Raw genomic sequence first — 25,792 nt, 5'->3', positions numbered from 1 at the left:
CGCGCCGATCCATATCAGGGCCGGTAATCCCTCATGTAGGTCAACTGTGCAGTCAACTGGGAACGCGACGCCGCCATCACGCTGCGCCACGCACCCGGCCCCGCGGCCAGCACGTCCCCAGAAGGCGTCCATGCGGCCCAGTGAATTACTTCACCGGAACCGTCCTCGGGTACAGAGAACCGCATGGGAAAAACCTTCAACGAGATACTCCCGAACCGGAAAGTCGCATCGATCGCACCGGGATCGACCTCCAGGCCGGTGAGGACGCGGTCACCGAGCAATGACACTGCCTCTCGGATATCTGACCTTGCGTCTTCATGACCCACGACCGGGTAACCCTCCACGTCGATTCGCCAGGCCGACATGTATATCCATAGAACCGCCGTATCGAGGAGCGGACGCGTCGGAAGCTCGGGCCCTACGAGATCGATGATGACGAAGCTGCCGGCCCTGGTGACGACCTCCTTCACGTTCATTCCGATCAACTGCTGGATGCCGGTGCCGAACAAGCTGTCGTCCTGTCCTCCGGACGCACCACCGTCGTGACTCACCATGGCCCACCGCGGCTGTCCACCATGCCCGGGCCGACGGCAATCGTCTCGCCGCTCGGCAACCAGAGCCTCCAGTACGGCAACGGATCCTGCGCATCGTCGTTTCGCCACCCCGACGGCTTGTAGCACGACGGGAAGATTCGCAACGTCGATGCCCCGAAGGCGATGGACGCTTCCAGGGATCTCAGATCCACCCCGATCTGGAACACAACGGAACCGACGAGTTCCTTCCCGCTCGCTTGCGCGAAATCAACATCGTCGCCCGATCCGACAAGAGTTCCGCTGCCGAGATCGAGTCGCCAGTCGGCGTTGTGCGTGGTTAGCCGCTGCTCGCCACGTTGTCTGGATCCCTCGTCCGCCCGACGAATCGGGCGACCAAAGTCCAGCACCAGTCCATGACTTCGGGATACACCGACACGCCCGACTACGGCTCCAATTAGGCCTTGCACCGCTTCCGATGCCTCGGAGGCGAAGCCGGACGATGGCGCATCAGAGGTCACAGACTTCACCCCCAGCGGCCTCCATCGCCTCTTTCAGACCCTCCGTGCCGAGATTGTGGTTGCCGTCGAGCTTACCCCTGGCGATCTCCCGATGCGCCCGCTCCCGCTGCTCTGGCGTGGTGAGGCCGGCTCGCCCGGCTTGGTGCCTCGCCCTCCCGTTACTGGCCTGATTTGAACCCTGCTTACCCTTTTGCGAGGTCGGCTCGTCTTCCCAGTCCTCGTTGTAATCTGAGTACTTTTCGTAGGGGTCTTCGTCGTCGTAGTCCGCGTCGATGTTGTGCACCAGGACCGAGCTGTTGCCGACGACCACGTAGTACGTGTGAACCGAGCCGACGGTGAGGTCGTGCATGACGGCCAGTCCGGGGTACGAGGTGACCGACGACACCCTCATACGTGAGCCGTCGGCGGCGATCAACCTCTCACGCTTCGCGAGATCCGAGGCGCTGACCCAGGCCCTGCGGGCCTTGCTCCAGAATGGGTGGTGCGCGGTCGTCCTGAGCAGGGCCTTGTTGCCGGCCTCGTCGATGACGAGGTCGGTGAGATTGACGTCGAGGTTGATATGAGTGGCGACGACGGGCTGCGCCTGGGTCTTTCCTGTGACGGGGTCGGTAGCGAGGACCTTCTCACCGGGTTTGAGCTTCTCGATCGACTTCTTGGTGCCGTCGGCCATCAGCACGAGCGTGCCCCGCGCGAAGCTGTGGCAGTCAGGCGCCTTCTTGAGTGCGTTGAAGAACTTCTTGACACCACCGATGAGGTCGCCGAGAAGATTCTTGGTGCGGACGACGAGATTGGCCAGTTTCTTCCATTTGAATGGATTGCCGTAGCGAACGGCCAGCTTGCCCAGGGCACCACCGACGACGGATGAAAGGACGTTGACGGCGGTGTTGATGCAGCCGCCCATGTCGCCCTTCAGGAAACAGTCCAAGGCATCCGTGAGACCGAGTTCGTCCGCGAGGATCTTGCCCAGGGCCTTCGCCGCGTCCAGGATCTTCTGCTTCGCCCGGGCGATCCGCGCCTGCCGCTCCTTCTCCGCGGCAGCCCTTGCCGCGGCGGCGCGAGCCGCCGGGGAAGCCTTCGGATTGTTGTGCTCGTTCACGCCCGGCACGTCCGGGTCATAGGCGCCCGAGGCACCGCCGCGGCCGTCGTTGTGCCCAGGGACGTTGTGATACTTGCCGGTCGTGTCGACGAAGTCGGCACCGGGGCCACAGGCGTCGTCGGAGCAGAACTTCAGGCCGTCCGGGTCCGAGAAGGAGATCGGGTTATTGTTCGCGTAGGCGTACCCGTTCATCTGCTGCGGGTCGTTGACATCGACGACCGGGTCGATCGAGATGAACCGGCCCGTGATCGTGTCGTACTCGCGGGCCCCGATGTTGATCAGGCCCGTTGTCGAGTCGATGTTTCCGCCGACGAAGCCCTTCTCGGTCGGCCACACGCCCTGCGCCGGCTGGGTGCCACGCGCCTCGCCGTACGGCGTCGTGCGCCGGTGCGTGATCGCGCCGGTCGAGTCCACCGTCGCGTTGCCAGTGCCGTGGTGGTCACTGGCCACATATCGCAGACCGTCGTTCTTGCGGACGAGCTGCGCGCCGCCGGGCAGTGCGTAGTAGCGGGTCGCGTCGGTCGCCCGGGTCTGGTGATTCAGCCGGATCTCCATACCCGGCAGGTAGAGCGTGGTCTGGTTCGGCTCCTTACGCAGGATCCGCGAGCCGTCGACGTCGTACAGGAAACTGGTCTTCTTGCCGGCCGCATCGGTGACGGACTCGAGGTTGCCCTCGGCGTCCCAGGCCAGGGTCTGGCCCTCGCCCGCCTTGGCACGGCGGGTGGTGTTGCCGGTGGCGTCGTAATCGTATTCGTAGAGCTTCTCCCCGGACGGGGTCTTCTCCGTCATCGTGTCGAGCGTGTGCGGCTGGGCGCCGCCGGCTGCCGGGTACTGGTAGCTGCGCTCGATCAGCGAGGTGCCGTCGCTCGCGTACTGCTTCTCGGTCTTGCGGTTACCGACCGCGTCGAACGTGTACTCGTGGTGGTACGGGGCGATGCCGCCCACGCCCGTGGCCGACGGGCCGCCCGCGCACGGGTCGTCCGCGGTGCTCGCCGACGTCCAAGCCTGCTCCATGCGGCGCAGGTAGTCGTAGTTGAAGCACTGCACGTCGCGGTTGCCGGAAGGGTTGTCGACGATCCGCTGGATGTTCCCGGACGGGTCATAGGTGTACCTGGCGTCGACGTCGATGACCGGCGCCATCTCCCGGTCGAGGCGCTGCCGGGTGAGGCGCTTGGAGCCCTGCTCGTACTCGTAGGTTGACCAGACTTTCTTGCCGCCGACCAGCGCCTCGGTCTGCATGACCTCGCCGGTGCTGGAGTAGTCGACGTCGGTCAGGTAAACGGCGTCGCCTGTGCTGCCGACCAGGCGCTGCAGGTCGTCGTACCGGTAGACGACGGTCTCGAACGGCAACCCGCCCCCCTCGGACCTGCTGGTCGACTGGACGGTGCCATCCACGTTGTACTCGGTACCGAAGGTGTAGGTGCCGGCCAGTTCGGCGCCGGCCTGCTCCGGAACGGTGAAGTGGGTGCCGTGCGAGCGATAGAACTCGTCGTAGGCGGAGTAGTAGGTGGCGTACTCGGCGCCGTCGACCCAGCGGGAGGACGAGGTGGGATAGCCCAGCATCTCCTGGTCGTAGGTCCAGCTGCTGAGCAACTCACCGGTACCGGCCGCGCCCTTGTAGGTGGCCGTCTTGCGACCGATCTCGTCAAAGGTGTGGCTGATCGTCTCCTGGCGGCCGTTGGTGGTGCTGGTGACCCGGTCCAGACCGTCGTAGGTCATCGTCGAGGTGCCGGCGTCCGGGTCGATCGACTTGACCTGGCGGCCCAGTTGGTCGTACTCGCTCCGCCAGACGTTGCCGGCCGGGTCCTTGACCGAGGCAAGCTGCCCGCTCGGGGTGTATGTGTAATCGGTGCTGTCGAAGGCGCCGGACGGGCCGTCGCCCTTGTACTGAAGCAACTGGGTTTTCTGCCCGAGCGCGTTGGTGACGGTCGTGGAGGGTGTACCGCCGGCGGGCGGGTCGACGGAGGTCCGGTCGCCGCCGTAGGTGATGTTAGTGCGCCATTTCTCGTTACCGGCGACGGCGAAGATCTGGGCCTTGACCCGGTCGGCGCCGTCGTAGACGTAGAGGGTCTGGCCGTCCACGTCGCCGTTGACGGCGGGGTAGATCTCGTCGCTCGGCGCGCCCTGCGCGGTGTAGGTGGCGTACGTCTTCGCCACGCTGCCCGTTGCCGTGTAGAAGGTGTCGGCGACGTTGCGGTTGCCGGCGGGTCCCTGTGACTGGACCTGCCGCGGCCGCAGGTGACCGTCGTGCAGCTTGTATTCGACGCTGTAGGAGCCGTCGCTCTGGCGCTTCTCCGTCTTGATCGCGACCGGCTTGTCGGTGCGCATCAGGTACTCGTACTTGATGCTCGGTGACGCGCCCTCGACGCTCGTGCGGTCCGGCAGCCACACCTTGGCGAGCCGGCCCAGCGCGTCGTACTCCATCTTGCTCTTGAGGCCGTTGGGGTCCGTCTGGCCGACCGGGTTGCCCCAGGCCGGTGCGTACTGGGTCGTGGTGGCGTGCCCGAGTGGGTTCGTCGCCTTGACCTGCGTGGTGAGGCCGTTGGTCTCCGTGTAGACGTTCCTGGTGACGTTGCCCTCGGCGTCCGTCACGGTCAGGGGGCGGCCGAACTGGTCGAACGTACCCTCGGCCCCGCGGATGTAGGTGCCGGTCGTGCCGTTGTGGCTTTTCAGCCGCTCCTGCTTCGTCGGGTTGCCCAGCGTCGGTGTGACGCCGAACTCCTTGCCGTCGAACGCGTTCCGGTTGTCGGAGATGACCTGGGTCTTGCGGTCCGGGGTGACCGAGCACTTCACCGAGACCGACTCGACCCGCGAGATCAGGTTGTAGAAGTACGGGCCGGCGTTGTCGGCGTACGTGGTGCGGGTGCAGGCCTCGTCGCCGGTGGCGTTGACGTCGCCCTCGTTCTCGCTCTCCGTGACCCGCCCGAAGGTGGTCTCGAACTTCGAGTTCTGTGCCGTCTCGCGCCAGCCGCCGGCGGCGAGCGCCACCAGGCTGCGGGATCGGACGGTGTTCTTGAACCAGGCCTTCTTGGTGCCCCAGCTGAGCGTCTGCGTCGCGGTGTTGTGCCGCCACGGGGTGTCGATGCTCTTGCTGACCACGTTCGAGCCGTCGTAGACGATCGTCTCCAGTTCGTGGCCGGAGAACTCGTCGTAGTCGGTGTGCGTGCCGCCGGTGGTGTCGTCGACGGTCACGGAGCGCGTACCGCCGTCGGGGTCCTTGTCTCCGTGCAGGCCGCGCAGGTAGTGGTACTCGGTCTTGGTGGTCTGTGTCTGGCCGTTGCCGGCGGTGACCACGACCTTGCCGTAGCCGCGCCAGTCGCTCCAGGTGTCGTCCTTGGTGTCGCCGATGCCGTCGGGCTCGGCGTGGCGCCAGGCGGCGCCGTCGAGGTACTGGTACTTGGTGACCATGTCCGGGGAGCCGCCGGTGCGGTCGGTCTCGACGACCAGGTCGACGACGTACTTGTGGAACCAGTCGGTGATCGGGTCGCCGGACCCGAGCGGGCTCCACTTGACCGGGTAGCAGCGTCTGGTGCTCTTGCCCGGGGTGGGCAGGTTGCTCTGCGTGCAGTCCGGCGTGGCGTAGTTGACGTCGATCTGGCCGCCGGTGTCGGTCCAGACGGTGGCCAGGCGGAAGCGGATCAGCGGGGCGATCATGTCGCCGTCGCGGTCGATGCGGTTGGGCAGCGGCAGGCCGCCGAGGGTCACCTTGGGCAGTTCGATGCTGCCGCCGGCGAGGCCCTTGTGGCTGATGTCGTGCAGCCAGAGGGTGCGCGAGCCGTCGCCGTTGTCGGTGAACAGGTGGTCCAGCGACCACTGGTCGACCGGGGTCCAGGCGGAGGCGCCGCGGATCTCGGTGGTGATGGTCTTCAGGCGGGCCCGGGTCCAGAAGGTGGGCATGATCTGGTCGGTCTTGCACTTGACGTTCGCGGCGCAGTTGCGGTCGAACGGCACGTCCGGCCAGCGCGTGGCGGTCGCGGTGGTGAGGTCCTCCGGGTCGCAGTCACTGCCTTCCGGCAGGCACCGCTCCTTGACGTCGAAGCGGACGCGGGCCGGGGCGTTCGTCGTGTAGACGGCGTTGTGGCGCTGGCCGTAGTCGATGCGCCGCAGGTAGCCGCCGCGGGCGTACGGGACGCCGTTGACGTCGGTCTTCTTGGCGACGGCGTAGTGGTTGGTCTCCTGCTGGTAGTAGTAGGAGGAGACGTTGCCGAGGCGGTCCTTGACGTAGTCGAGGTTCCAGCGCCAGCCCTGCTGACACCACGCGCTGGTGAAGGTGGCGTTGTAGCAGGGCTCCTGCTTGTTGTCGTCGTCGGCGTTCGTCTTGTCGTCACCGAAGATCGGTACGGTCCAGGCGGACCGGGTCTCCTCCTTGTTGGCGCTCCATCCCGGAAGGCGGTTGAGGCCGAAGTAGTACTCGGTGCCGTTGGGGGTGGTGATCTTCCAGTGTTCGCCGTCGTTGTCGCCGTTGCCGGTGGTGTAGTTGGCGTTGGTCAGCCGCTCGACCTTGGAGCCGTCGTCGGAGCCGAGCTTCCAGGTGTTGCCGGTCCTGACCAGCTCGGTGGACTTGCCGTTGAGCATGACGGTGGCGTTGTCGTACGCCCAGCACTGGTCGGCGTACTGGTCGTGGCCGTCGTCGGCGCACGCCTTGTAGCGGCGCTCGATGTAGCCCGGCTCGTAGCTGAAGCCCTCGCCGACCCAGGAGCCCTGGTTGTTTGTGGTCGCGGTCTTGCCGTCGATGCCCTGCGAGGAGTAGCCGAGGGTGACGGCCGGGCCGCCGCTGCCGGGCACCGGCGGCATCCGCAGCGGATAGGACCAGGAGAAGCCGCCGGTGGACGGCGCGACCGACCACTTCGAGGACGGCGCCAGCGCGGTGGCGCCGTAGCTGCCCTGCGACGACGAGTCGCCCGCGGCCAGCGCGAACAGCGCGCCGGTCTCGGCCGGTGCCGACACCGTCTTGGCGGCGGTGTCGTTGGTGGTCTGCACCGGAGTTCCGGCGCATTCGGGCTTCTCCGGGGTGGTCAGCGCGCACTCGGGCAGCCGGACCAGGCGCAGCCGGGCGCCGAAGTCGCCGCCGTACGCGCCGGCGATGCCGGCGTAGCCGACGCCGAGCTTGACGGCGCCACGGGCGCTCTGGCCGTCGGCGCGGGCGACGCGCAGGATCGGGCCGTCCACCTTGGCCTTCTCGCTGACGCCGCGCTCGAGCACCTGGACGCGTACCTTGGCGGGCGCCGCGGTGGCGGCGCCCGAGGCGGCGGACGCGGCCGCCGCGGCGCCGGCCTTGGAGACGGTGACCGGCAGGCCGCCGATCTTGGCCGATGCCTTTGGTGTCGCCGCTACGGCGATCTCCGCCGCACCCGCCGCGGGCCAGGTGACCGCAACGGGCTTGACCGCGCCGGCCGCGGTGGCCTGGTCGGCTTTGCGGGGCTTGACCGGCAGCGGGTCGCGGTCGGGCAGGGCCTTCTTCGAGGCGGCGTGCCCGGGCCGGGGCTTGCCGGCCGCGGCCTCGGCGGCCGGCGGGATGGCGATCTGTAGGAAGCCGGCGGCGAGCACGCCCGTCATGGCCCAGGAGAACGGCCGGACGATTCGTCGGCTGAATTTGCTGGATCTGGTGAATTGTCGGGAGAACATGGACCCTCCAGGGGTCGGGAGCGGGCGGGGCCGCCGCCGGGGGCTGGCGGCGACCCCGCGTCCATCAGGGTCAGAGGGGCAGCTGTTCCTTGACCTGGATGCTGATCTTCTGGATCAGGTCCTGGTCGGCGACGCCGTTGTAGACGCGGACGTCGTCCACGGCACCGGAGAGGTGCTCGCGGAATGCGTCGTCGAGGAAGGCCCGGCCGATCTGCACGCCGCCGGTGGCGACGAACGGCGCGGCCAGCTCGATCGCGTCGACCCACTGACCGTTGACATACAGCGAGATCTCACGGGCGTAGCCGTTGTAGACCAGCGTGAGGTGGTCGCCCTTGCCGATGAGCCGCGGCACCTGCTCGCCGCCGCGGGACTGCCAGGCCGGCTGCACCTTGTCGGTGTCCGTCATGGCCAGCTCCCAGTAGCCGTCGGTGTTGCAGCGCACGACGACCGGGCTGCTGTGCGCGCCCTTGACCGAGAAGACGGTCATCGGCGTGCCCGAGCAGTTGCTGGTGAGCTTCACCCGGGCGGCGATGGAGAAGCTGTTGGCCATGTCCGGGTTGACCGCCGCGGTGGCGTAGCTGTTGGCCGAGCCCTTCAGGGCGAGGTGGCCCCCGCCGAGCAGGGACAGGGCCGGGTGCTTGTAGATCGTGGCGTCCGGGCCGAGCGTGACGCCCGTGCCGCCGCGGTCCTCCGGGCTGACCTTGCTCGTCTCGGCGTTCATCCGCCAGTACGCCAGCCGGGTCGGCGCGACCTTCTTCAGGCTGGTGACCTCCTCGGCGAGGATCAGCCGGTCGAAGACCGAGACGTCGGCCATCGCGCCCTGCCAGTACCCGGAGTAGCCGCCCTTGACCAGCCGGCGGCCCAGTTGCAGCGGGCCGCGCGACCGGGTGAGCGAGCGCCGCGGCGCGAGCACCGGTGCGGCCGAGCCGACCTGTAGCGACAGCACGCGGTTCACCTGGTCGTACGAGGCGGAGACGTAGGTCCACGCCGTGGTGGCCGCGCCGGCGGTCACCTTCCAGGAGCCGAGGGAGTTGACCTCGGTCATCGGGATCTCGAACGCCCAGTTGCCGTTCGCGACGCCGAGCGAGAAGCCGGGACCGCCGGAGCCGTCCTGGCTGACCGCCGTCTGGTTACGGGCCGGGTCGTCGAGCTTGAACCAGCCGCTGACGGTGAAGTTCACCGACGTGTCCGGCAGGACGCGCCGGCCGGTGGCGAGGTAGCCGTCCGCCGTACCGTCGAAGCGGGCCGCCGTGTCGGAGGTGCCGCCGGGGCCCTCCACGCCGAAGGTCACGCCGTCGCCGGCCGTGGCGTCGCTGTCGCCGAGCTGGTCCTCGGCCGCGTTCTCCCCGGCCACCTCCGCCAGCGACCACTGCGCGGCCGGCGGGCGCTTGCCCACCCGGAACGTGCAGGAGGCGATGCTGCTGCTGCGGCCGGCCCGGTCGACCGCCTGGACGTTGATCGTCCGGGGGCCCTCCTTGTCGGGGTACCAGTTGGGCAGCGTCACCGGGCCGCCGTCGGTGGTCGGCTTCAGGACGTTCGTCGGCACCGGGTTGGTGTTGAAGCCGTACCGGTACTCGATCACGTCGGTCGCGGCCGAGTCGAAGACGAAGGAGCCCGGCACGCCGATCGAGCCGCGCCACTGGTCGTCCTCGATGCACACCGACGCCGTCGCCGTGCCGTTGTCCGCCTTGTCGGAGGGCAGGTAGACGTCGGAGTCGACATCCGGCGCGCTCGGGCTGCTCTTGTCGTACAGGAACTGGCAGACGTTGCGTGAGCCGTCCGAGCTCCACGGGCCCCAGCTGGTCCCGTCGCTGGCCCGCACCTCCCAGGAGATCGGGACGTTCTGCGGCATGTCGGTCGGCGTGTTGTAGGTGAACAGGGAGCCGCTGGCCTTCAGCGGGGTGGTGTAGCCGCGGGTCACCAGCGAACCGCCGGGCGGCGTCCAGGTCACCTTGAACTCGGCCTTGACCTGCTCGGTGTGCGCCGAAGAGTGGTCCGGGTCGCGCATGACCGCGTTCAGCCGCGGCGGCACGTCCACGTACGGCGCGTTGGCGGTGCCGTACACGCACTGCCCGCCGGGGGACATGGTGAGTTCGTTCTGGTTGGCGATCAGCGGCGCCCGGTTGTAGCGCACCGAGAGCAGGCCGTTGTCGCAGAACCGCTTGCTGTGCGTGTAGTCGCCCTCGTTGGTGGCCTTGAGCCCGAGGATGACCGAGCTCAGGTTCTCCGAGACGGCCCGGTCCAGGGCCTTCTTGGCGTTCCAGGCGGCGTTCTGGTTCGTCGCCGTGCAGCTGCCCTGCGTGCTGGTCGGCGACTTCGTCTCCAGGAACGTGTTGTCACTCCAGTCGCTGCCGCCCGGTTGGTTGCTCCAGTTGGTCGCCGAGTTGATCTTCGCGGTGGCCGGCATCATGTACAGCGACGCGGCGCGGGCGGTGGAGTTCCAGGCGTGCTGCATGGTCACCCGGAACTCGGCGCTCAGGATCGTCTTGCCCGCGTACGGGGTGGACATCTGGTACAGCAGCCGCTTGACCTTGGAGCTGTTGCACGCCTCGGGGCAGAGACCGATCCGCTCGTGCCGCTTGCCGTCGAACTTCCAGTACTCCTCGTTCGGATATCCGCTGTCGACCATCGCCCAGCCGCTGTTCGTGTTGCTCTGCCAGACCGGGTCGATGTACAGCGGGAACGCGGTGTCCGGGTCGGCGAGCACGGCCGGATCCGGGGTCAGCGTCAGCGTGCCCTTCGCGTAGTCCAGCCCGACGGGCGCCACCACGGAGTGGTCGCCCGGTCCGCGCGCGTCCGCCGGAATGGAGTCCGGGTCCGAGTCCGCCTTCGCGGCGACGCCGCGGGCGGCCACACCCTCCCCGCCCGGCCCGGAGGCGCTGTCCCACATGGTGGGGGCATCCGCCTCGAGCACCGGGTTGCCGGTGGCCGGGTCGAGCGCCACGACGCCGCCGCCCTCGGTCTCCTGGATCGTCAGGCCGACCCCGGTGACGCCGAGCCGCAGGTTCTGGAGCTCCGGCAGCTGCGCCGCCTCCGGCGTCTTGAGCACCAGTACGTGCGAGAAGCCCTCGACGGTGACGTTCGCGATCAGGTCGACGTCCTTCAGGACGTTCTCGTACTTGGCCTGGTCGCCGTTGCCGATGATCGTCGCGGGCGGCAGCGTGCCGAACGGCCAGGTCAGCGTCATGGTCTTCTCGTCGCGCGTGACGACCATCAGCGGCGCCTGGCTGGTGCCGCCCGCGGACAGCCGCATCCCGAGCAGCGCGGCGGTGGGCGCCAGGGTGCCGTCCGAACCGGCCACCAGGGTGGGGTCCGCCGGAACCCAGCGGTCACCCTGGGTCACCCGGACCGGCTGGGTGTGATCGTTGGCGATCAGGGTGCCGTCCGGCTGTGCGAAGACGTCGCGGTACTCCGAGCGTTGCGACAACACCTCGACCGGCTGCTGGAGGTTCCTGGCCGCGACGAGCGCCTCGGCCTCCGTGTCGCGGACCGGGTCCTGTTCCACCGCGGCCACGGGCACCGGCGCCGGCGCCGGGTCAGGCGGCCGCACGTACACGGTCGCGGCGATCAATGCCGCCAGGCCGGCCACCAGGCCCACCATGGACGGCCGGGCTCGTCTGAATTGACGACGCTCCACCGTTCGGTCCTCCCCCGTTGCGTTCTGCTTCGTCATCTGTCGCCTCAGCCGATCGCCGAGCCGAAGGCGGCCGCGCCGGCCGGCAGGTCGCCCTCGCCGGGCTTCCAGGTGATGGCCGGCGTCGCCGTGCCGGCGGCCAGGCCCGACCAGGTGAAGGCGTACACGGCGGCGTCGCCGTACGGCGTGCCCAGGTACAGCCGCTTCGGGCCGGCGGTCAGCGAGGTGCCGATGAGCTCCTGCGCGCGGGCCGCGCCGGGCAGGCTCGACTCCCGCCTGTCGATCACCACCGGGGTGCCGACCGGGTTCGCCAGCGCCGGGTAAACGCGCACCCGCCCGGCGTCGAGGGTCTCGCCGACGTCCTCGCCCGGCGCTCCGGCGGCGATGAACATCGTCGCGTTCGTGCCCTCCGCGGCCGGCGCGGTGTTCACCACCGCGACGTCCTCGCCGAGGTAGGCGCCGTCCTGTGCGCCCGCGCTGATCGCGGGCAGCTCGGTGAACGTCGCCGCCGCGGTGACGTGGAAACGCTGCACCAGGCCGGTGTCGGTGAGTTCGGCCGAGGTGTCCTCGCCCGGCACGCCGACAACCACGAACGAGTCCGCCTGCCCGGCCGGCGCGCCGGCGGGCCGGTACGGCGCGATCGCGACCGACTTGCCGAGGTTGTCGTTAGCCTCCGCGACGTCGGCGATGTTCGCCGTGTCCTGCTGAAGGTTCGCGGCCAGCTTCGGCAGGCCGCTGACCAGCTCCTGGCTGCTGAACACGTTGACGACACCGGCGAACTCGGCCGTGCCGATCGCCTCACCCGGAGCGCTGACGGCGAAGTGGTTTGCCGACGCGGCGACCGCGTAGCCGTTCTGGTCGTCGTTCTCCGACGCGCCGGGAATCGGCGTGCCGGACTGGAGCAGCAGGTTCAGCGCGCCGCGGTAGAAGTGCGCGACACCCGCGTCGATCGCCGTGCCGATGTCCTCGCCGGGCACGCCGACCACGAGGTACGACTGACCCGCCGGCGTACGGCTGCCCGCGACGGAGAAGCCGAAGTAGTCCTGCGCCTCGCCCGCCTCCGGGGTGGAGCCGACGTCCTGGTGGTACGTCAGCGACGCCGGGCCCTTGGCCAGCCCGGCCGGAGCGCCGAGCAGCAGGTGGGCCATGCCCGCGTCGACGATGGTGCCCATGTCCTCGAAGGGGACGCCGACGGCGAGGTCGGTGCACCCGTCGTTGTTCGCGTCGTACGCCGAGATCGAGTGACCGAACTCGTCGCCGGCCTCGATCGCGCCGCTGACCTGTGCGTTGCTCTCGTCGACGTTCTGCACCGCGCCGGTGCCGCCGTACGAGATGTGGATCCGGCCGGCCTTGGCCTTGCCGTCAACGGTGGCGTCCGGGTCGGCGATGGCGACGTCCTCGACGCCGTCACCGTTGAAGTCCGACGGCGTTCCGGGGGTGCAGCCGGCGACCGGCGGTGCCGTGTCGTAAACGGTCATCTCGCAGTAGGACGTCGGGACGTCGCTGCCCGCGGTGCCGTCGGAGGCCTTCACCCGCCACCGGTAGCTGCCGCCCTCGGCGAACGCACCGGCCGGGACCGTCGCCGTCGCCGTGGCGCCGGAGGCGACCGAGGCGACCGCCACCGAACCGATCGGCGCGGTGCCGGTGAGCGTCCACCATTCGAAGGTGACCGTCATCGCGGTGCCGTCGTCATCCGTGACGGTGGCCTTGAGCTGCGGCGTCAGCGTGTTGACGAGCGGACGGCCGGTGCCGGTGACACAGCTGGTGGCCGGCACCGTGGCGCGGGCGGTCACGGTCGGCCAGGCGTTGTAGGTCACCGACGCCTTCGGGTCCTCGGTGGCGGCGGCGCCCTCACGCGAACGGAACTGCTTGAACCCGGCGACGGCGGTCTCGTCGGTGGCCCGCACGCCCATGCCGGCCCGAGTCTTGTTGGCGGTGGCGGCGTGCTGGAAGAAGTTCTTGCCGTCGATGTTGGACCAGGCGTCCGCGCAGTCGGTGGAGCCGTGGGTGGCGGTCGACGTGGCCTCGCGCTGGTTCCAGGCCGGCTGGTTGGTGAACGTGGTCGTGTAGGTCGACGTGCCGGTCGTCCAGATCTCCCAGGACGTCGCCGTGCAGGTGTGCGACCAGTAGTTCCAGAACGACACCGTCGCCGCGGTGATCTGCTTGCCGGACAGCACGGTCGTGTCCCAGGTGAGGAACGACCGGGCCAGCGTCGGCGGGCTGGTGGCCAGCAGGCCGATCTGGAGGTCCGGCTCCTGGTTCTGATCCGTGGTCACCTTGTCCCGCACGTACGTGTCGAACGTCGTGGTCGCCGGGTTCAGCGTCGGGTCGATGGTCACCGGGAAGGTGGTGGACTCCGCGCGCAGCCAGGCGAGGTCCGGGTTCAGCTTGAGCTCGACCCGGTCGCCGCCGCGGGCGAGCCCGGTGCGGACCGGCTTGCGCAGCGCCGGGGTGCCCGCGACGGTCTTCTTCGCGTCCCACATCAGCGGTGCCGGGATGCGGAAGGTCTGCCGGCCGGACGCGCCGGTCAGCGTGATCGCACCGCTCGCGTCCTGCTTCGCCGCGGCCGCGCCGGGGCCGCCGAACGTGAAGGCGATGCCGGCGACCTGGTCGATCGCGGCGCGGTCCTTGACGACGAGGAACTGCTCGAAGCCCTGACGGGTCGACTCGACCACCAGGTCGACGCCCGGGCGGGCGTCCACATAGGTGGCCCGAGTCCCGTCGACGACCGGCGCGGGCAGCGCGCCCGACCAGCGCATCGCGACCCGGTCCTCGCCCGTGCCCACGGCGGCGAGGTCGTGCTCGCCGGCCGGCTGGGGCCCGGAGATCCACAGGTCGCCCGGGTGGGCTACGGCCGCCACCGAGCCGTCCGCCGCGGGCTTCAGCGTCTGGTCGACGGCGACCCAGGATCCGTTGCGGCGAAAGCGCTGCATGCCCGCCGAGATGTCCGCGCGGAGCTTTCCGTCGGGCAGGGCGTACACCTCGGTCGTCTCCGACGTGAGGCTCCTGATCTGGACGGCCTTGCCGGTCTCACGCGCCGCGCGCAGCGACACCGCCTCATCCGTTCCCGAACCCAGCGGTCCCGCGGCGAGATTCTCCGCCGGATCGCCCGGAATTCCCAACAATGCGACCACGACAACGGCAGCACCGGCTGCCGCAAGACATGATCGCACCGTGGCTGTCATAAGACGCGCCACTGGTCCCTCCCCCGTGTATGAACTTTGTGGAGCGGACCCTAGGCAATCCCCGGCGGCCCCCGCAACCCCGAACGTGAACACCTCTCGCCACAATTGGAAGCACTCGGCCATCGACGTCCGTGAAACGGATCACATCACACCCCGCCGACACGTTCGGGTCCACGGAGATCGGCCGGCGTTGGTATGGTTCAGCGTCCGGGGCAATGTATTCCCAGCACAAGGCGGCGTTGGCGACGATCGGCTGTATTCACCAGCTAATTTCGAGGCGGGGATCCGCCGCCGGTCGAACAGAATGGATTCGGCCGCCGCGCCGAATTCCCGTGCGGCTCGATCAGTGTGCCGATCTCGTCCTTCCCGGCGACCGTTTCGTCGTCGAGATCGGCGGTGAACTATCCGAGCCTGCGCGCCTTCTCGACGGCGACCCGGTACGAATGGACGGCGGACGGATCGGCCGGCTCGAGCTGCCGCTCGACCGACATCAGCGTCTCCAGCGCGACCGGATCGGCGGGCCCGTTCCAGAGCCCCATCAGGATCACACACACGGCGTCGAGCGCCCGCTCGGTCGGCCGCCGCGACAGCTCGGCCACCAGCGCACTATCGGCCCGGCCCTGCCCGGCCAGCCGCAGCGTGTTGCCGAGCGACACCAGCCGGTCGGCGTCGAAGTCCCGCCCGGACTCCGCCACCGCACGCACGATCTCCCGCAGAAAATCGTCGATCTCGTACGCCGGGAGCGCCGCGATCGCCTCGACGTCGTGCGCGTCGATCAGCCGGCTCAGCTCATGCTCGGTCACGGGCGCCAACCTACCGGGCGCCGGACGTGTTGGCCGTGAAGATCTTGGACATGTCGGTGCCGGTGGTGCCGAGCAGTTTGTGCGCCGCGTCGAGGCTGGACTGTCCCAGCATCTGACCGTCGACCCGGTTGAATGTGTAGCTCGAGTCGTTGTTCATCATCCAGCGGCCGGTGAACTTGCCGTCCGGCCCGAACTCGGCGCGCAGCTCTCCCCCGGCCCGGGCCGCGCCGCGGGCCTGCCCCTGCGGCCCGGGCGACAGGTCGCCGTGCTTGAGCGGCGCCTCCCCGGCGGACGGGTGTGGCTCCGGCAGCGGGGCCCGCTTCGGGAACATCCCGGCCTGCCCCTCGTCGGCCACCTTGAAGTTGCCGGCCTCGTCGATCACCCACAGGTAGCGCCGGCCGGGCTTCAGCTCGTCCAGCGCGAGCGGCTGTCCCGGCTTGGCCACCCGAAGATCCGGCGGCTCGGTGTACGGCACCTCGGCAGCGCGGAAGGTGTTCACGTTCGAGGCCGGGCCGACCTCGTTGAGCAGGGCGGCGCGCTGCGCGTTGAGCATCCGGGTCCGCATCGCGGCGACGCCGGCGCCCGCCAGGGCCAGCCCGGCGGTGAGTACCGCCAGGCCGAGGGCGACCGTGTCGGCGGTGTGCGCGGCCTCCGCCGCCGCCACCTGCTCGTTGGTCACCAGCTCGGTGCCGGGGGTTGCCGCGGTGCCGGCCGCGTCGGCGAGCGCCCGGTAGTGGTCGCCGCTCATCGACCACTGCACCCCGGCGAGGGTCACACCGCCCAGCACGAACGCCAGCGCCAGCGTCGCGCCGCCGGTGAACGGCGCCAGGATGAACAGCAGCTGCGAGCCCAGCTGCAGCCCCATGGCCCGCAGCGCCAGGTACAGCTCGTGGTCCTTGACCTGTTCCCGGGCGAGGCGCTGCGCCATCACGCCGGTCCAGTCGACGCCGGAGGCGCCCCGGGTGCCGTGGTAGAGCTGCTCGTGCAGGGGCAGCAGGTCGAGCGGATCCAGGTCGTCGCCGAGCTTCTCCTGCGCCGAGGCGATCGAGCCGAGCACGGCGTGCAGCCCGGTGGACAGCTCGGCGCGCGCCGCGGCCGGGTTCATCGCCGCGAATCGCTCGGTGGCCGCGCTGGAGTTCGCCCGGGTCACCGCGTAGATCGCCGGATAGCCCTTGAGGATGACGGCGAGCAGGGCCTCGGTCTCCGCGTACGCCTTCCGGATCGGTTCGTAGGGTTGAAGATCGGCATGGAACGTCGGCGTCAGGAAGATGTCCGGGTCCTCGGTCAGCTGCGGTGGCTTGTTCGGGTCGAACATCGCCGGTATGACCGTGACGACCGCCGGCGCGTCCGGCGCGATCGACTCGACGTGCACCTCGTAGCCGACCGGGGTGGCCCGCGCCTGCTCCTGCGCGAGCTGCAACAGCGCCACCGACTGTGCGATCTTCTGCAGGTCCATGACCTGTGCGGTCTGCGCCGCGGTCGGCGCGGCGGGCGCGGATCCGGACGGCGGCAGGCCGTAGCTGCCGACCTCGGCCTCGATCGCCTTGGCGTTGAGCTCCAGGAACTGCCGCGCCAGGGCGGTCACATCGGCGACGAAGCCGGCGTTGACGCGCTCGATCTCGGGCAGCTCGTCGAGGTCGGCGCCCTTGTCGACGCAGTTGTCCCAGAGCCGCTGGCGCGGGCCGGCGACGGCGAGCACGGAGGAGCCGAAGCTGCCCCAGATCTCCTCCATCTTCAGCTCGTCGGAGTTGCCGGCCCACCACTGGTCGACCAGGATCTCGAGCAGCTTGATCCGCTCGTCGACCGTGGCGAGGTAGACGTTGCTGATCGCCTTGACGTCGTCGGCGTCCTCGGAGCGCAGGGCGTCGTCGATCTGCTGCCGCGGCGTACGCGTGTCGGGCGCCCACCGCCAGGCCCCCGCGACGGCCGCCGGGCCCCGCCCGGTGACCTGTGCGCCGGCGCCGGCGCCGGAGGCCAGCCGGGCGGCGATCGAGACCGCCTCGGTCTCGACGGCGCCGGCCGGATCGGTGGTCGGCGTGCCCGCGGCGACCGCCGGCGCGGCGGGGATGCCCCGGTTCTGCACGGTGTGCACCACCTCGTGGGCGACCACGTCCGGCGCGGCGCCGCCGCGGCCGAGGAAGATGTGCTGCCCGACGGTGAAGGCCGCGGCGCCCACCGAGTCCGCCGCCTCTGCCGCCGGCTCGCCACCGTGCACCCGCACGCCGTCGAGCGAGACGCCGAGGCCGCCCTCGAGCCCGGCCCGCTGCCCGGCCGGCAACGCGTCGCCGCCGCGCATCAGCGCGCCGATCCGCCCGGCTGAGGCCGCGGACAGCTCCGCGCCGGGCCCGTCGCGGATCAGCCGGGCGATGGCCGCGTTGCTGACGCCGCGCACGCCGAACAGTCCGGGCAGCGCGGCAGGCCGGGGCGCCTCGGGACGCTCAGGCTGCCGGGCGGTCCCGGGCGTCGAGTCGCGCTCGCGTCCCGCGGACATGGAGTCACCATAGGACCATCCCGCCGCCCGCACTGTCCGTGATCGTCAGTTCATCGAGACCGGACGGCCTGCTCCATGACGAAATTCGGCCGTACTTGAATTTCATTCGCCTGCCGCGGGCGACGGAATGTCGCTGATGGCGACGCAGCAGTGGTTCGGCCCCGGGTCCAGGCGGGCCCGCATCCGGCCGGGGCAGAGCCGGTCGAGGACGCCGTCGATGAGGTCGAGGTTCATGCCGCAGACCAGTTCGGTGTGCGTCTGCGCGAGGTGGTGGAAGGGGCAGTTCGCCAGGACCACGTCGTCGCCGGTGGCCCGCGGCTCGTAGCCGTACCGGGCCAGCAGGTCGCTGACCGCCTGCCGCGGCGAGGCGGTGCCCGGCTCGGCGGTCTCGGCGAGGCGGTGCCCGGCCGAGCGGGCCGCGTCGCGCAGGGTCTCGCCGACGGGCAGCGCGTCGCGGGCGGCGAGGGTGAGCGCCTCGGCCATCACCTGGCCGGCGAGGTCGTAGCGGCGCTCGGGCAGGCTGACCGTGATCTCGCGGGCGCCGCGGCGGTACAGCTTGGTGGGGCGCCCGGCGCCCGGGCCGGAGCGGCCGGGCGGCCGCCGGTACTCGACGTCGAGCAGGCCGTCCGCCGCCAGCCGGTCGAGGTGGAACTTCGCGGCGTGGTGCGCCACCCCCACGCCGACGGCCGCGTCCTCCCGACTGACCGGCCGGTCCTGCGCGATGACGTAGCGGTACAGGGAGCGGCGCACCGGCTCGCCGAGGGCGGCGATGCCGGCCACGTCGGCGGCGAACTCGTCGGACATCTCGACCCCCCTGCCGTGGCGACCGATCGGCCACCACGGCAGGCAAGTCTTACAGAATCGGACAGGAACGTCAGCCGAAGAAGCCGGGCGTGCAGCCGGGGTTGTTTTAGAACACGTTGATAGCCTTCGGTGCATGGCGGCGGTGAACGAGCACGACGTCCGGGACATCGCCGCCGGCTACGACGCCGATCCCGCGCGGTCGATGTCGCTGCACGCGGCCGCGTACACGGATCCGATGTGGTTTGATCTTGATCTGCGGGCCGTCATCGGCCGGACGTGGCAGTGGGTCTGCCACGTCGAGAAGCTGCGGGCACCGGGCAGCTACGTCTCGGCGACGGCCGCGGCGCCGCTGGCGGCGCAGGCGCCCGACCTGGCCGCCGAGATCGCGTTCTGGGCGCCCGACGTCGCGGACCTCACGTTCGCCAGGCGGCTGACCTACGAGGTCCGGTCCAACGACGCGTACGCGAAGCACGTGAACGGCGGCCGGCTCAGCGGCGGGGCGAGTCCTTGCCGGGCGCGACCTGAAGCATGAGCAGGCCCGCCTCCCGGGAGTCGATGCGCCCGCGGTCGGGCTGGGCGCCGGCCGCCGACCCGACCGCGTGATACAGGTCCTGCCACTGCGCGCGGTCGCCGGGAGCGACCCGCTCCTGCGCGCCGTACAGCATGAGGGCGACGGCGGGGCTCCCGCGGTAGAGCCTGGCGTTGGCGAGCGCCGGAACATGCACCAGCAGCTTGGGATGCTCGCAGACCGCGAGGGCCAGGGTGAGCGGGTCGGGCGCGTCGTCGAGCGTCAGCAGCAGGCCGACGATCGCCTCGGCCTCCGAGATCCGCAGGCCCGACACCCGCATCCGCAGCAGACAGCCGAGCAGCCCGGCGATCTCCCGCCGATCCGTCTCGGTCGTCCGGGGCGGCGGCGCGGTGACCACGACGCGGTCCCACTCGCCGAAGGCGATCGCCGGGATGAGCCAGCTCTGCATCATCAGCCGCCAGTTCTCGGCGGTGAACACGTCCCGGACGCCGTGCAGGACGGCCGCGCCGAGGCCCAGCTGGCCGGCTATCCGGTGGTTCCCGATCAGGCGGGCGCTGTCGAACTCCGGGAAGTTGTGTCCGTGGCCGGGCGGCCCGGTGCGGATCGTGCCGTCCCGGCGGTCAAGCGTCATCGCGCCGAGCGTCGCCAGCCAGGCGTCCGGGTCGAGGCCCGCGTTCCAGAGCGCGACAAGCGACGGCCAGTCCTGGGTCAGCTGCGGTGACCTGGTCAACCGTCCGTCGGGGGTGAGGTTCAGGCGCAGCACGAGCAGGTTGGCGGAGTATGCGGCCAGCTGCCGTAGCTGGTCGAACGGCATGGGCCGGTAGGAGCGGTACCGCTCCGAGGAGGGCCGGGTGCGCCATCGGCCGATGAGGAACTCGACGACCTCGGTGATCTGGGCGCGTTCCAGCTCCGGGAGGGTGCGGAAGAACTGGTTGGCGAACTGGAGGATGGGTTTCTGCGTGGCCAGCGCCTGGTGCGAGAGCACGGCGTGCAGCAGGTCGTCGTCGGGGTCGCGCCGCCGGCGCCCGTTGTAGGCGGCGTCGGCCATGTCCCGCAGCACCTCGATGATCTTCCGGGCCACCAGGTACTCGCCGAAGGTGGCGTGCAGGAACTCGTACGACCGCTCGGTGGTGTCGCCGGTCAGGGTGGCCTCGGAGGCGTGGATGAAGAAGAACTCCGCCAGCAGCCGCTGACCCGCCTCCTTGAGCCGGCGCTCCTCGGAACCGCCGGTCAGCGCCTCGATGTCGTGGCCCAGCTCGGTCGCGCCGACGTGCTGGCGGCCGCGGTTGAACATCGCCAGCGCCGCGATGCTGAGCCGGTCGATCGAGGCCTCGATCGCCGCCCTTGCCTCCTCGCGCAGCAGCGTCCGCCGGATCTCCTTGGTGGTCTCCCGGCCCGCGAACCGGGTGAACAACTGGGTGTAGAGGATGGCCTGCGAGGAGACCGTGTCGAGTTCGGGTGCGCCCGGGCCGCTCACGTAGAGGGCGAGCAGCATCAGCAGCAGCGGCTGCCGCGCCAGGTGCGGCTGCCGCAGCGACTCCTGCCGGGTGAGCCGGCGGGTGTGCGGCGCGGTCGCCAGGCCGGGTGTCGCGTCGTCCCACCGGGTGATCCACTGCCCGATCTGGTCGTCGTCGAACTCGGCGAGCTTCAGGATCGGGGTTCCGGACGGGATGTCGACGCGGTCCGCCACCACGGTCCGCGAGGTGACGATGACCGCGACCGGGCGGTCCTGATCGGCCTCCACCTCCTGGAACCGCGCGATCTCCTGCAGGTAGCCGGTCCGGTCGAGGTTCGCGGCAAGCAGCAGCTCGTCCAGGCCGTCCAGCAGCACCACCCGCATCCGGTCCGCGGTCTCGTCGGCGAGCTGTGCCCAGCTGAGCCGGCGGTGGGTGGCCAGGTCGAGACCCTCCTGGATCTGGTCGAGGATGGAGGCGTGCGCGCGCACGGCACGCAGCGGAATGCTCACCGTGGCGTACCCGGCCGACGGCAGGCTCGCGGCCAGCATCTTCGTCAGCATCGACTTGCCCGCGCCGGGGTGGCCGAGCAGCAGCAGCGGCACCTGGGTGGCGTGGGTGGACAGCAGGTGCGCGGCGAGCCGGTCGGCCAGGTGATGGTGCAGCGGCAGGCCGGACCACCAGTCGTCGTCGGAGGCCCGGGTCGCCGGGTCGAAGACGCAGATCCGGAATCCGGGCGGGACGAATAGTTCGCCGACGTTGGGAAACCGGAAGGTGGCTTCCGGCCAGGGAACGCTCGTCGACACCACGGGATCGCGCAGCCGGCCGGTGTTGGCCCGGTCCAGCACCTGCGCCGCCGTCGGCGTCCGCTCGGCGTTACCGCCCAGGCCGGCGAGCAGCGTCCTGAGCTCCTGGAACGAGGTCTCCACCGTGCGGCGGGTCGCCGCGTGTTCGTCGAGATCAGACCAGATCTTGAATTCCGGTACGGCGGCGGCGAGGTCGATGTAGTAGGTCTGGTACCGCCGCGTGGCCTGCCGGACGATCGGATGCATCTGCCGCTCGATCAGCCGGAGGAGGTCGAGCGACTCCATGAAGTCCATCGTCGACTTGTGGAGGTCACCGATCCACTCCTCGATCCGGGACACGTTCTCGGCGTAGCCCCGGGTCGCGGACGGCGCCGGGATCTCGCTCGAGTAGAGCCGCTCGACAAGCGACGCGGCCTGGCCGGGGACGGCGCCGAGGGCGATCTTCTCGCGCTCCTTGGCGCTCAGCTTCAGCCCGCCGAGCCCGGCGCCGGCGATCGCCGCGTGCAGGGCCTCGAAGTAGGCGGCGACCGCGATCGTGCTGTGCGCCGCGGCGATGAGCTGCCGCCGCTCGAGCCCGGCCGCCCCGTTGATCCGGAAGCCGAATCGCCCGACCAGCTTGCGCAGGATGCCGCCGGCCTCGTTCTTCTGGTCGACCCACTGCCACACCGGCGCCAGGACCGCCGCGCCGGCCGGCCCGCCGACCGCGGCGAGGCCGGTGCCGATGCCCGCCGCGAGGATCACCCCGCCCAGCAGGCTGTCGAGCTTGTCGATGAGCGGAGTCTCGGTCCGGCCGAGGATGCGTAGGGCGCCGCGGAAGGTGAACGATGGCTCTCGCCGCATCCTGTCAGGTTATCGGCGGCGCGCCGCACCACCGGCCTGCGTCAACGAGGCGCCTGGTGTGCGGGCAGGATGCGGCCGCGGACCTCGCCGAAGCCGATGACGGCGCCGTCCGCGCCGGGCGCGCTCGCGCTGATCACGACCTCGTCGCCGTCCTCGAGGAAGGTCCGGGTCGTTCCGTCCGGCAGCCGCAGCGGCTCGGCGCCGCCCCACGACAGCTCGATGAGCGAGCCGCGCTGGTCGGGGCGCTCGCCGCTGATCGTGCCGGAGGCGTAGAGGTCACCGGTGCGCAGCGACGCGCCGTTGGCGGTCAGGTGCGCCAGCATCTGTGCGGGGGTCCAGTACATGCCCTCGAACCTCGGGCGGGAGACGACGTGGCCGTTGAGCCGCACCTCGAGCCGGACGTCCAGCCCCCACGGCGGCGTTGCCGCGTCGTCGAGGTACGGCAGCAGCGGCACGGTGCGGGCCGGCGGCGGCACCCGGGCCGGTTCGAGCGCGGCCAGCGGCACGATCCAGGGCGAGACGGAGGTGGCGAAGGACTTGCCGAGGAAGGGGCCGAGGGGAACGTACTCCCAGGCCTGGATGTCGCGGGCGGACCAGTCGTTGACCAGGCAGGCCCCGAAGACGTGCTCGTCGAACCGGGCGAGGTCGACGGGCGCGCCCAGCCGCGACGGGGTTCCGACGACGAAGCCCAGCTCGGCCTCGATGTCCAGGCGCGCCGACGGGCCGAAGGTGATCTCGCCGTCGGCGCCGCGGCGCTGGCCGCTGGGGCGTACGACGTCGGTGCCGGAGCCGACCACGGTGCCGGCGCGGCCGTGGTAGCCGATCGGCAGGTGCTTCCAGTTCGGGGTGAGCGGGTCCTGGCCGGGGCGGAACATCCGGCCGAGGTTCGTCGCGTGCTGCTCGGAGGCGTAGAAGTCGACGTAGTCGGCGACCGTGAACGGCAGGTGCATGACGGCGTCCCGCGCGGGTACCAGGTGCGGGGCGAGCCGGTCGGAGTAGCCGGCGTCGGTGAGCCAGGTGGTCACCAGGGCGCGCACCCGCGACCAGGCCCGCGGCCCGGCGGCCAGCAGGGTGTCCAGCGACGGTCCCGCGACGGCGGGCGCGAGCTCCGGCGCCAGTACCCGTACGGCCGGCGCCAGGTCGAGGATCAAGTCACTGATCGCGACTCCCACCCTGGGGTCCGGATCGGACGCCGTGCCGAAGACCCCGTAGGGCAGGGTGGCGATGCCGAACGGATGGTCCGCCGGAACGTCGAGCCAGGTGGCGGCCGAGACGGTGGTCAACGTGGGTCCTCCGGGAGAAGTCCGTGGCGCAGCAGGCCGTCGACCGGCTCGGTGATGCTGCACGTGCCGAAGCTGACGAAGTGGTGGCGTACCCGCTCGGCCAGCGGGTCGTCGATCGCGGCGACCGCGGCCGCCACCCGCGCGCCGTCGTGGTCGGCCAGCGCCGCGTCGACGGCGCCGCCCGTCAGGGCGCGGGCGGTCGCGAGGAGCACGTTCAGGTATCCGTGGTGTTCGAAGCCGGTGGCCGGATCCCGGTGCCGGATCGGGTCGTGCAGGCCGGCGGTGAGCTTGTACGCGAGCCCGCCCCGCACCGCCGTCTCCAGGACGCCGGCGAGCTGCCGCTCGCCGGGGAACGCCGCCGCGACCACGCCGCCGGTACGGATCTTCAGGCGCAGGCCGGCGCCGGCGAGCGTGGCGACCGTTGCCGCCGTGACGTCGGCCCAGGGCAGCTCGACGTAGGTGTTCACCTCCGGGGGCACCTGCCGGTCGAGGGTGTACACCAGGTCGTCCAGCCCGGCGGCGGTCGCCGGCACTTCGAGGGCCACCAGGCTCACCCGGGGCTCCGCGCGCGCCAGCGCCATCGCGGCGGGCACGTCCTCGGTGCCGCCGGGGAGGGTGAGCGAGACCGGCAGCGGGGAACCGTCGGGCAGCGCCGCCGTCAGCTCCGCCCAGCGCGGCAGGGAGCAGATGAACGGCCCGAGCAGCGGCGCCAGCGGCGTCGACCGGCGCTCGCGGTGCGCCGGAACGGCCTCGGGGATGGGCACGTTGCCGGGCGGGAAGACGGCGGCGTCGTCGAGCAGGCCGAGGAAGAGCCGGGCCGGCGCGGTCCGGGTCGCGGTCACGTGTTCGGCCCCCGTCCGGCCCAGGTCCAGGCGTACTTTCCGTCGTCGCAGGCCCGGCCGGCCTCGCCGAGGCCGAGCGGCCGGAAGGTGTCGACCATGACGGCGAGCTCGTCGAAGCGTTCCGCGCCGAGGCTGGCCTCGATGGCGCTCGGCTGCGGGCCGTGCGAGTAGCCGCCGGGGTGCAGCGAGATGGAGCCGACGTTGATCCCGGAGCCCTTGCGGGCCTCGTAGTCGCCGCCGACGTAGAACATGACCTCGTCGCTGTCCACGTTGGAGTGGTAGTAGGGCACCGGCACGGACAGGGGGTGGTAGTCGACCTTGCGCGGCACGAAGTTGCAGACGACGAAGTTGGTGCCCTCGAAGACCTGGTGCACCGGCGGAGGCTGGTGCACCCGGCCGGTGATCGGCTCGAAATCGGCGATGTTGAACGCGTACGGGTACAGGCAGCCGTCCCACCCGACCACGTCGAAGGGGTGGTCGGGCAGCACGTGCACGGTGCCGGCGAGCCCGGCCGGGCCGTCGCCTCGGTGCTTGATGTACACCTCGACGTCCTGCGCGTCCACCGTGCGCAGGTCCCCCGGGGTGCGCAGGTCGCGCTCGCAGTACGGCGAGTGCTCCAGGAACTGGCCGTAGCGCGACAGGTACCGCTTGGGCGGGGCGATGTGGCTGTTGGCCTCGATGACATACAGGCGCAGCGGCTCGTGCCCGGCCGGCACCCAGCGGTGGGTGGTCGCCCGCGGAATGATCACGTAATCGCCGAAGCCGACCTCGAGGTCACCGAAGATCGTCTCCACGGTGCCGCCGCCGGACTCGACGTACACGCATTCGTCGCCGGTGGCGTTGCGGTACAGCGGCGACGCCTCGCCGGCCACGACGTAGGCGATCCGGACGTCGGCGTTGCCCAGGACCAGGCGCCGGTCGCGCACCGCGTCCCGCGACTTCCAGTCCTGGTCGCCGAAGAGCTCGTGCAGCCTCAGGTGCCGGGGCAGCAACGGCTGGTTCGCCACGGTCGCCAGGTCGGGCAGGTCCCAGGCGCGCGCGTCGACGATGGCCGAGGGCACGTGCCGGTGGTACAGCAGCGACGAGTCGGAGGAGAAGCCCTCCTCGCCCATCAGCTCCTCGTAGTAGAGGTTGCCGCCGGGGTCGCGATGCTGGGTGTGACGTTTGGCCGGGATGTTGCCGGCCCGCTGGTAGTGCGCCATCCGTGCCTCCGATCCTTGCCCGGTGAGCCTGTCACGGCTGCGGTGACCAGCTTTGAGGAACGAGGCCATGGTGCACAACAAGCCCAGTCGGGAGCGAGCAGTATGCGCAAGGATGCCGGGTCTAGGAGGTAAACGTTGGGCAATCTG

Annotated in this window: 13 protein-coding genes; 1 reads left to right on the top strand and 12 read right to left on the bottom strand. The window is 70.6% G+C overall.

The window, feature by feature from the left end; translation table 11 throughout:
• Nucleotides 1-14: 14 nt before the first annotated feature.
• The 8 genes from BJ971_RS11590 to BJ971_RS11555 all read right to left on the bottom strand — a co-directional run bounded on the left by BJ971_RS11590 (nt 15) and on the right by BJ971_RS11555 (nt 18,689).
• Nucleotides 15-554, bottom strand: a complete 540-nt coding sequence (locus tag BJ971_RS11590; RefSeq protein WP_184992385.1) for a hypothetical protein — start codon at nt 552-554, stop codon at nt 15-17.
• A complete protein-coding gene (locus tag BJ971_RS11585) occupies nt 548-1,051 on the bottom strand; it encodes a hypothetical protein (protein WP_184992383.1) in 504 nt (167 codons plus the stop codon). The genes BJ971_RS11590 and BJ971_RS11585 overlap by 7 nt, the downstream gene beginning before the upstream one ends.
• Nucleotides 1,041-7,772, bottom strand: coding sequence for a polymorphic toxin-type HINT domain-containing protein (locus tag BJ971_RS11580; RefSeq protein ID WP_184992381.1), 6,732 nt, complete (start codon nt 7,770-7,772; stop codon nt 1,041-1,043). The genes BJ971_RS11585 and BJ971_RS11580 overlap by 11 nt, the downstream gene beginning before the upstream one ends.
• A 70-nt stretch (nt 7,773-7,842) precedes the next feature.
• Entirely contained in the window at nt 7,843-11,373 is a 3,531-nt protein-coding gene (locus BJ971_RS11575) for a LamG-like jellyroll fold domain-containing protein (protein ID WP_221478771.1), read from the bottom strand.
• A gap of 80 nt (nt 11,374-11,453) precedes the next feature.
• Nucleotides 11,454-14,591 (bottom strand): DNRLRE domain-containing protein, encoded by a 3,138-nt coding sequence (locus BJ971_RS11570; RefSeq protein WP_184992379.1) that lies wholly within the window; start codon nt 14,589-14,591, stop codon nt 11,454-11,456.
• A 401-nt stretch (nt 14,592-14,992) separates the two neighbouring features.
• Nucleotides 14,993-15,394 (bottom strand): hypothetical protein, encoded by a 402-nt coding sequence (locus BJ971_RS11565; RefSeq protein ID WP_184992378.1) that lies wholly within the window; start codon nt 15,392-15,394, stop codon nt 14,993-14,995.
• A gap of 10 nt (nt 15,395-15,404) precedes the next feature.
• Nucleotides 15,405-17,885 (bottom strand): eCIS core domain-containing protein, encoded by a 2,481-nt coding sequence (locus BJ971_RS11560; RefSeq protein ID WP_184992376.1) that lies wholly within the window; start codon nt 17,883-17,885, stop codon nt 15,405-15,407.
• 102 nt (nt 17,886-17,987) lie between these two features.
• Nucleotides 17,988-18,689, bottom strand: a complete 702-nt coding sequence (locus BJ971_RS11555; RefSeq protein ID WP_184992374.1) for a helix-turn-helix transcriptional regulator — start codon at nt 18,687-18,689, stop codon at nt 17,988-17,990.
• 133 nt (nt 18,690-18,822) lie between these two features.
• Between BJ971_RS11555 and BJ971_RS11550 the strand changes: the two genes are divergently transcribed.
• Nucleotides 18,823-19,221, top strand: coding sequence for a hypothetical protein (locus tag BJ971_RS11550; RefSeq protein ID WP_184992372.1), 399 nt, complete (start codon nt 18,823-18,825; stop codon nt 19,219-19,221).
• On the opposite strand, the gene BJ971_RS11545 is transcribed toward BJ971_RS11550, so the two are convergent.
• The 4 genes from BJ971_RS11545 to BJ971_RS11530 are packed head-to-tail and all read right to left on the bottom strand — an operon-like array spanning nt 19,178 to nt 25,645.
• Nucleotides 19,178-22,318 (bottom strand): NACHT domain-containing protein, encoded by a 3,141-nt coding sequence (locus BJ971_RS11545; protein WP_184992370.1) that lies wholly within the window; start codon nt 22,316-22,318, stop codon nt 19,178-19,180. The genes BJ971_RS11550 and BJ971_RS11545 overlap by 44 nt on opposite strands.
• A 41-nt stretch (nt 22,319-22,359) precedes the next feature.
• A complete protein-coding gene (gene fahA, locus BJ971_RS11540; protein WP_184992368.1) occupies nt 22,360-23,601 on the bottom strand; it encodes a fumarylacetoacetase in 1,242 nt (413 codons plus the stop codon).
• A complete protein-coding gene (locus BJ971_RS11535; protein WP_184992366.1) occupies nt 23,598-24,443 on the bottom strand; it encodes a hypothetical protein in 846 nt (281 codons plus the stop codon). Before BJ971_RS11535 ends, fahA begins: the two co-directional genes overlap by 4 nt.
• Nucleotides 24,440-25,645 (bottom strand): homogentisate 1,2-dioxygenase, encoded by a 1,206-nt coding sequence (locus tag BJ971_RS11530; RefSeq protein WP_184992364.1) that lies wholly within the window; start codon nt 25,643-25,645, stop codon nt 24,440-24,442. Before BJ971_RS11530 ends, BJ971_RS11535 begins: the two co-directional genes overlap by 4 nt.
• Nucleotides 25,646-25,792: the final 147 nt, after the last annotated feature.

This window comes from Amorphoplanes digitatis (assembly GCF_014205335.1).
In the GTDB taxonomy this organism is placed as follows: domain Bacteria; phylum Actinomycetota; class Actinomycetes; order Mycobacteriales; family Micromonosporaceae; genus Actinoplanes; species Actinoplanes digitatus.
The sequence above is the reverse complement of the archived record's forward strand: the minus strand, read 5'-3'. Positions and strand labels throughout refer to the sequence as shown.

Bases quoted from the DNA above. Each gene is read 5' to 3' on its own strand.
- BJ971_RS11590 (WP_184992385.1), bottom strand. From the start codon at position 554: ATGGTGAGTCACGACGGTGGTGCGTCCGGAGGACAGGACGACAGCTTG.
- BJ971_RS11560 (WP_184992376.1), bottom strand. From the start codon at position 17,885: ATGTCCGCGGGACGCGAGCGCGACTCGACGCCCGGGACCGCCCGGCAG.
- BJ971_RS11530 (WP_184992364.1), bottom strand. From the start codon at position 25,645: ATGGCGCACTACCAGCGGGCCGGCAACATCCCGGCCAAACGTCACACC.
- BJ971_RS11575 (WP_221478771.1), bottom strand. From the start codon at position 11,373: ATGGTGGGCCTGGTGGCCGGCCTGGCGGCATTGATCGCCGCGACCGTG.
- BJ971_RS11580 (WP_184992381.1), bottom strand. From the start codon at position 7,772: ATGTTCTCCCGACAATTCACCAGATCCAGCAAATTCAGCCGACGAATC.
- BJ971_RS11555 (WP_184992374.1), bottom strand. From the start codon at position 18,689: ATGTCCGACGAGTTCGCCGCCGACGTGGCCGGCATCGCCGCCCTCGGC.
- BJ971_RS11550 (WP_184992372.1), top strand. From the start codon at position 18,823: ATGGCGGCGGTGAACGAGCACGACGTCCGGGACATCGCCGCCGGCTAC.
- BJ971_RS11570 (WP_184992379.1), bottom strand. From the start codon at position 14,591: ATGACAGCCACGGTGCGATCATGTCTTGCGGCAGCCGGTGCTGCCGTT.
- BJ971_RS11545 (WP_184992370.1), bottom strand. From the start codon at position 22,318: ATGCGGCGAGAGCCATCGTTCACCTTCCGCGGCGCCCTACGCATCCTC.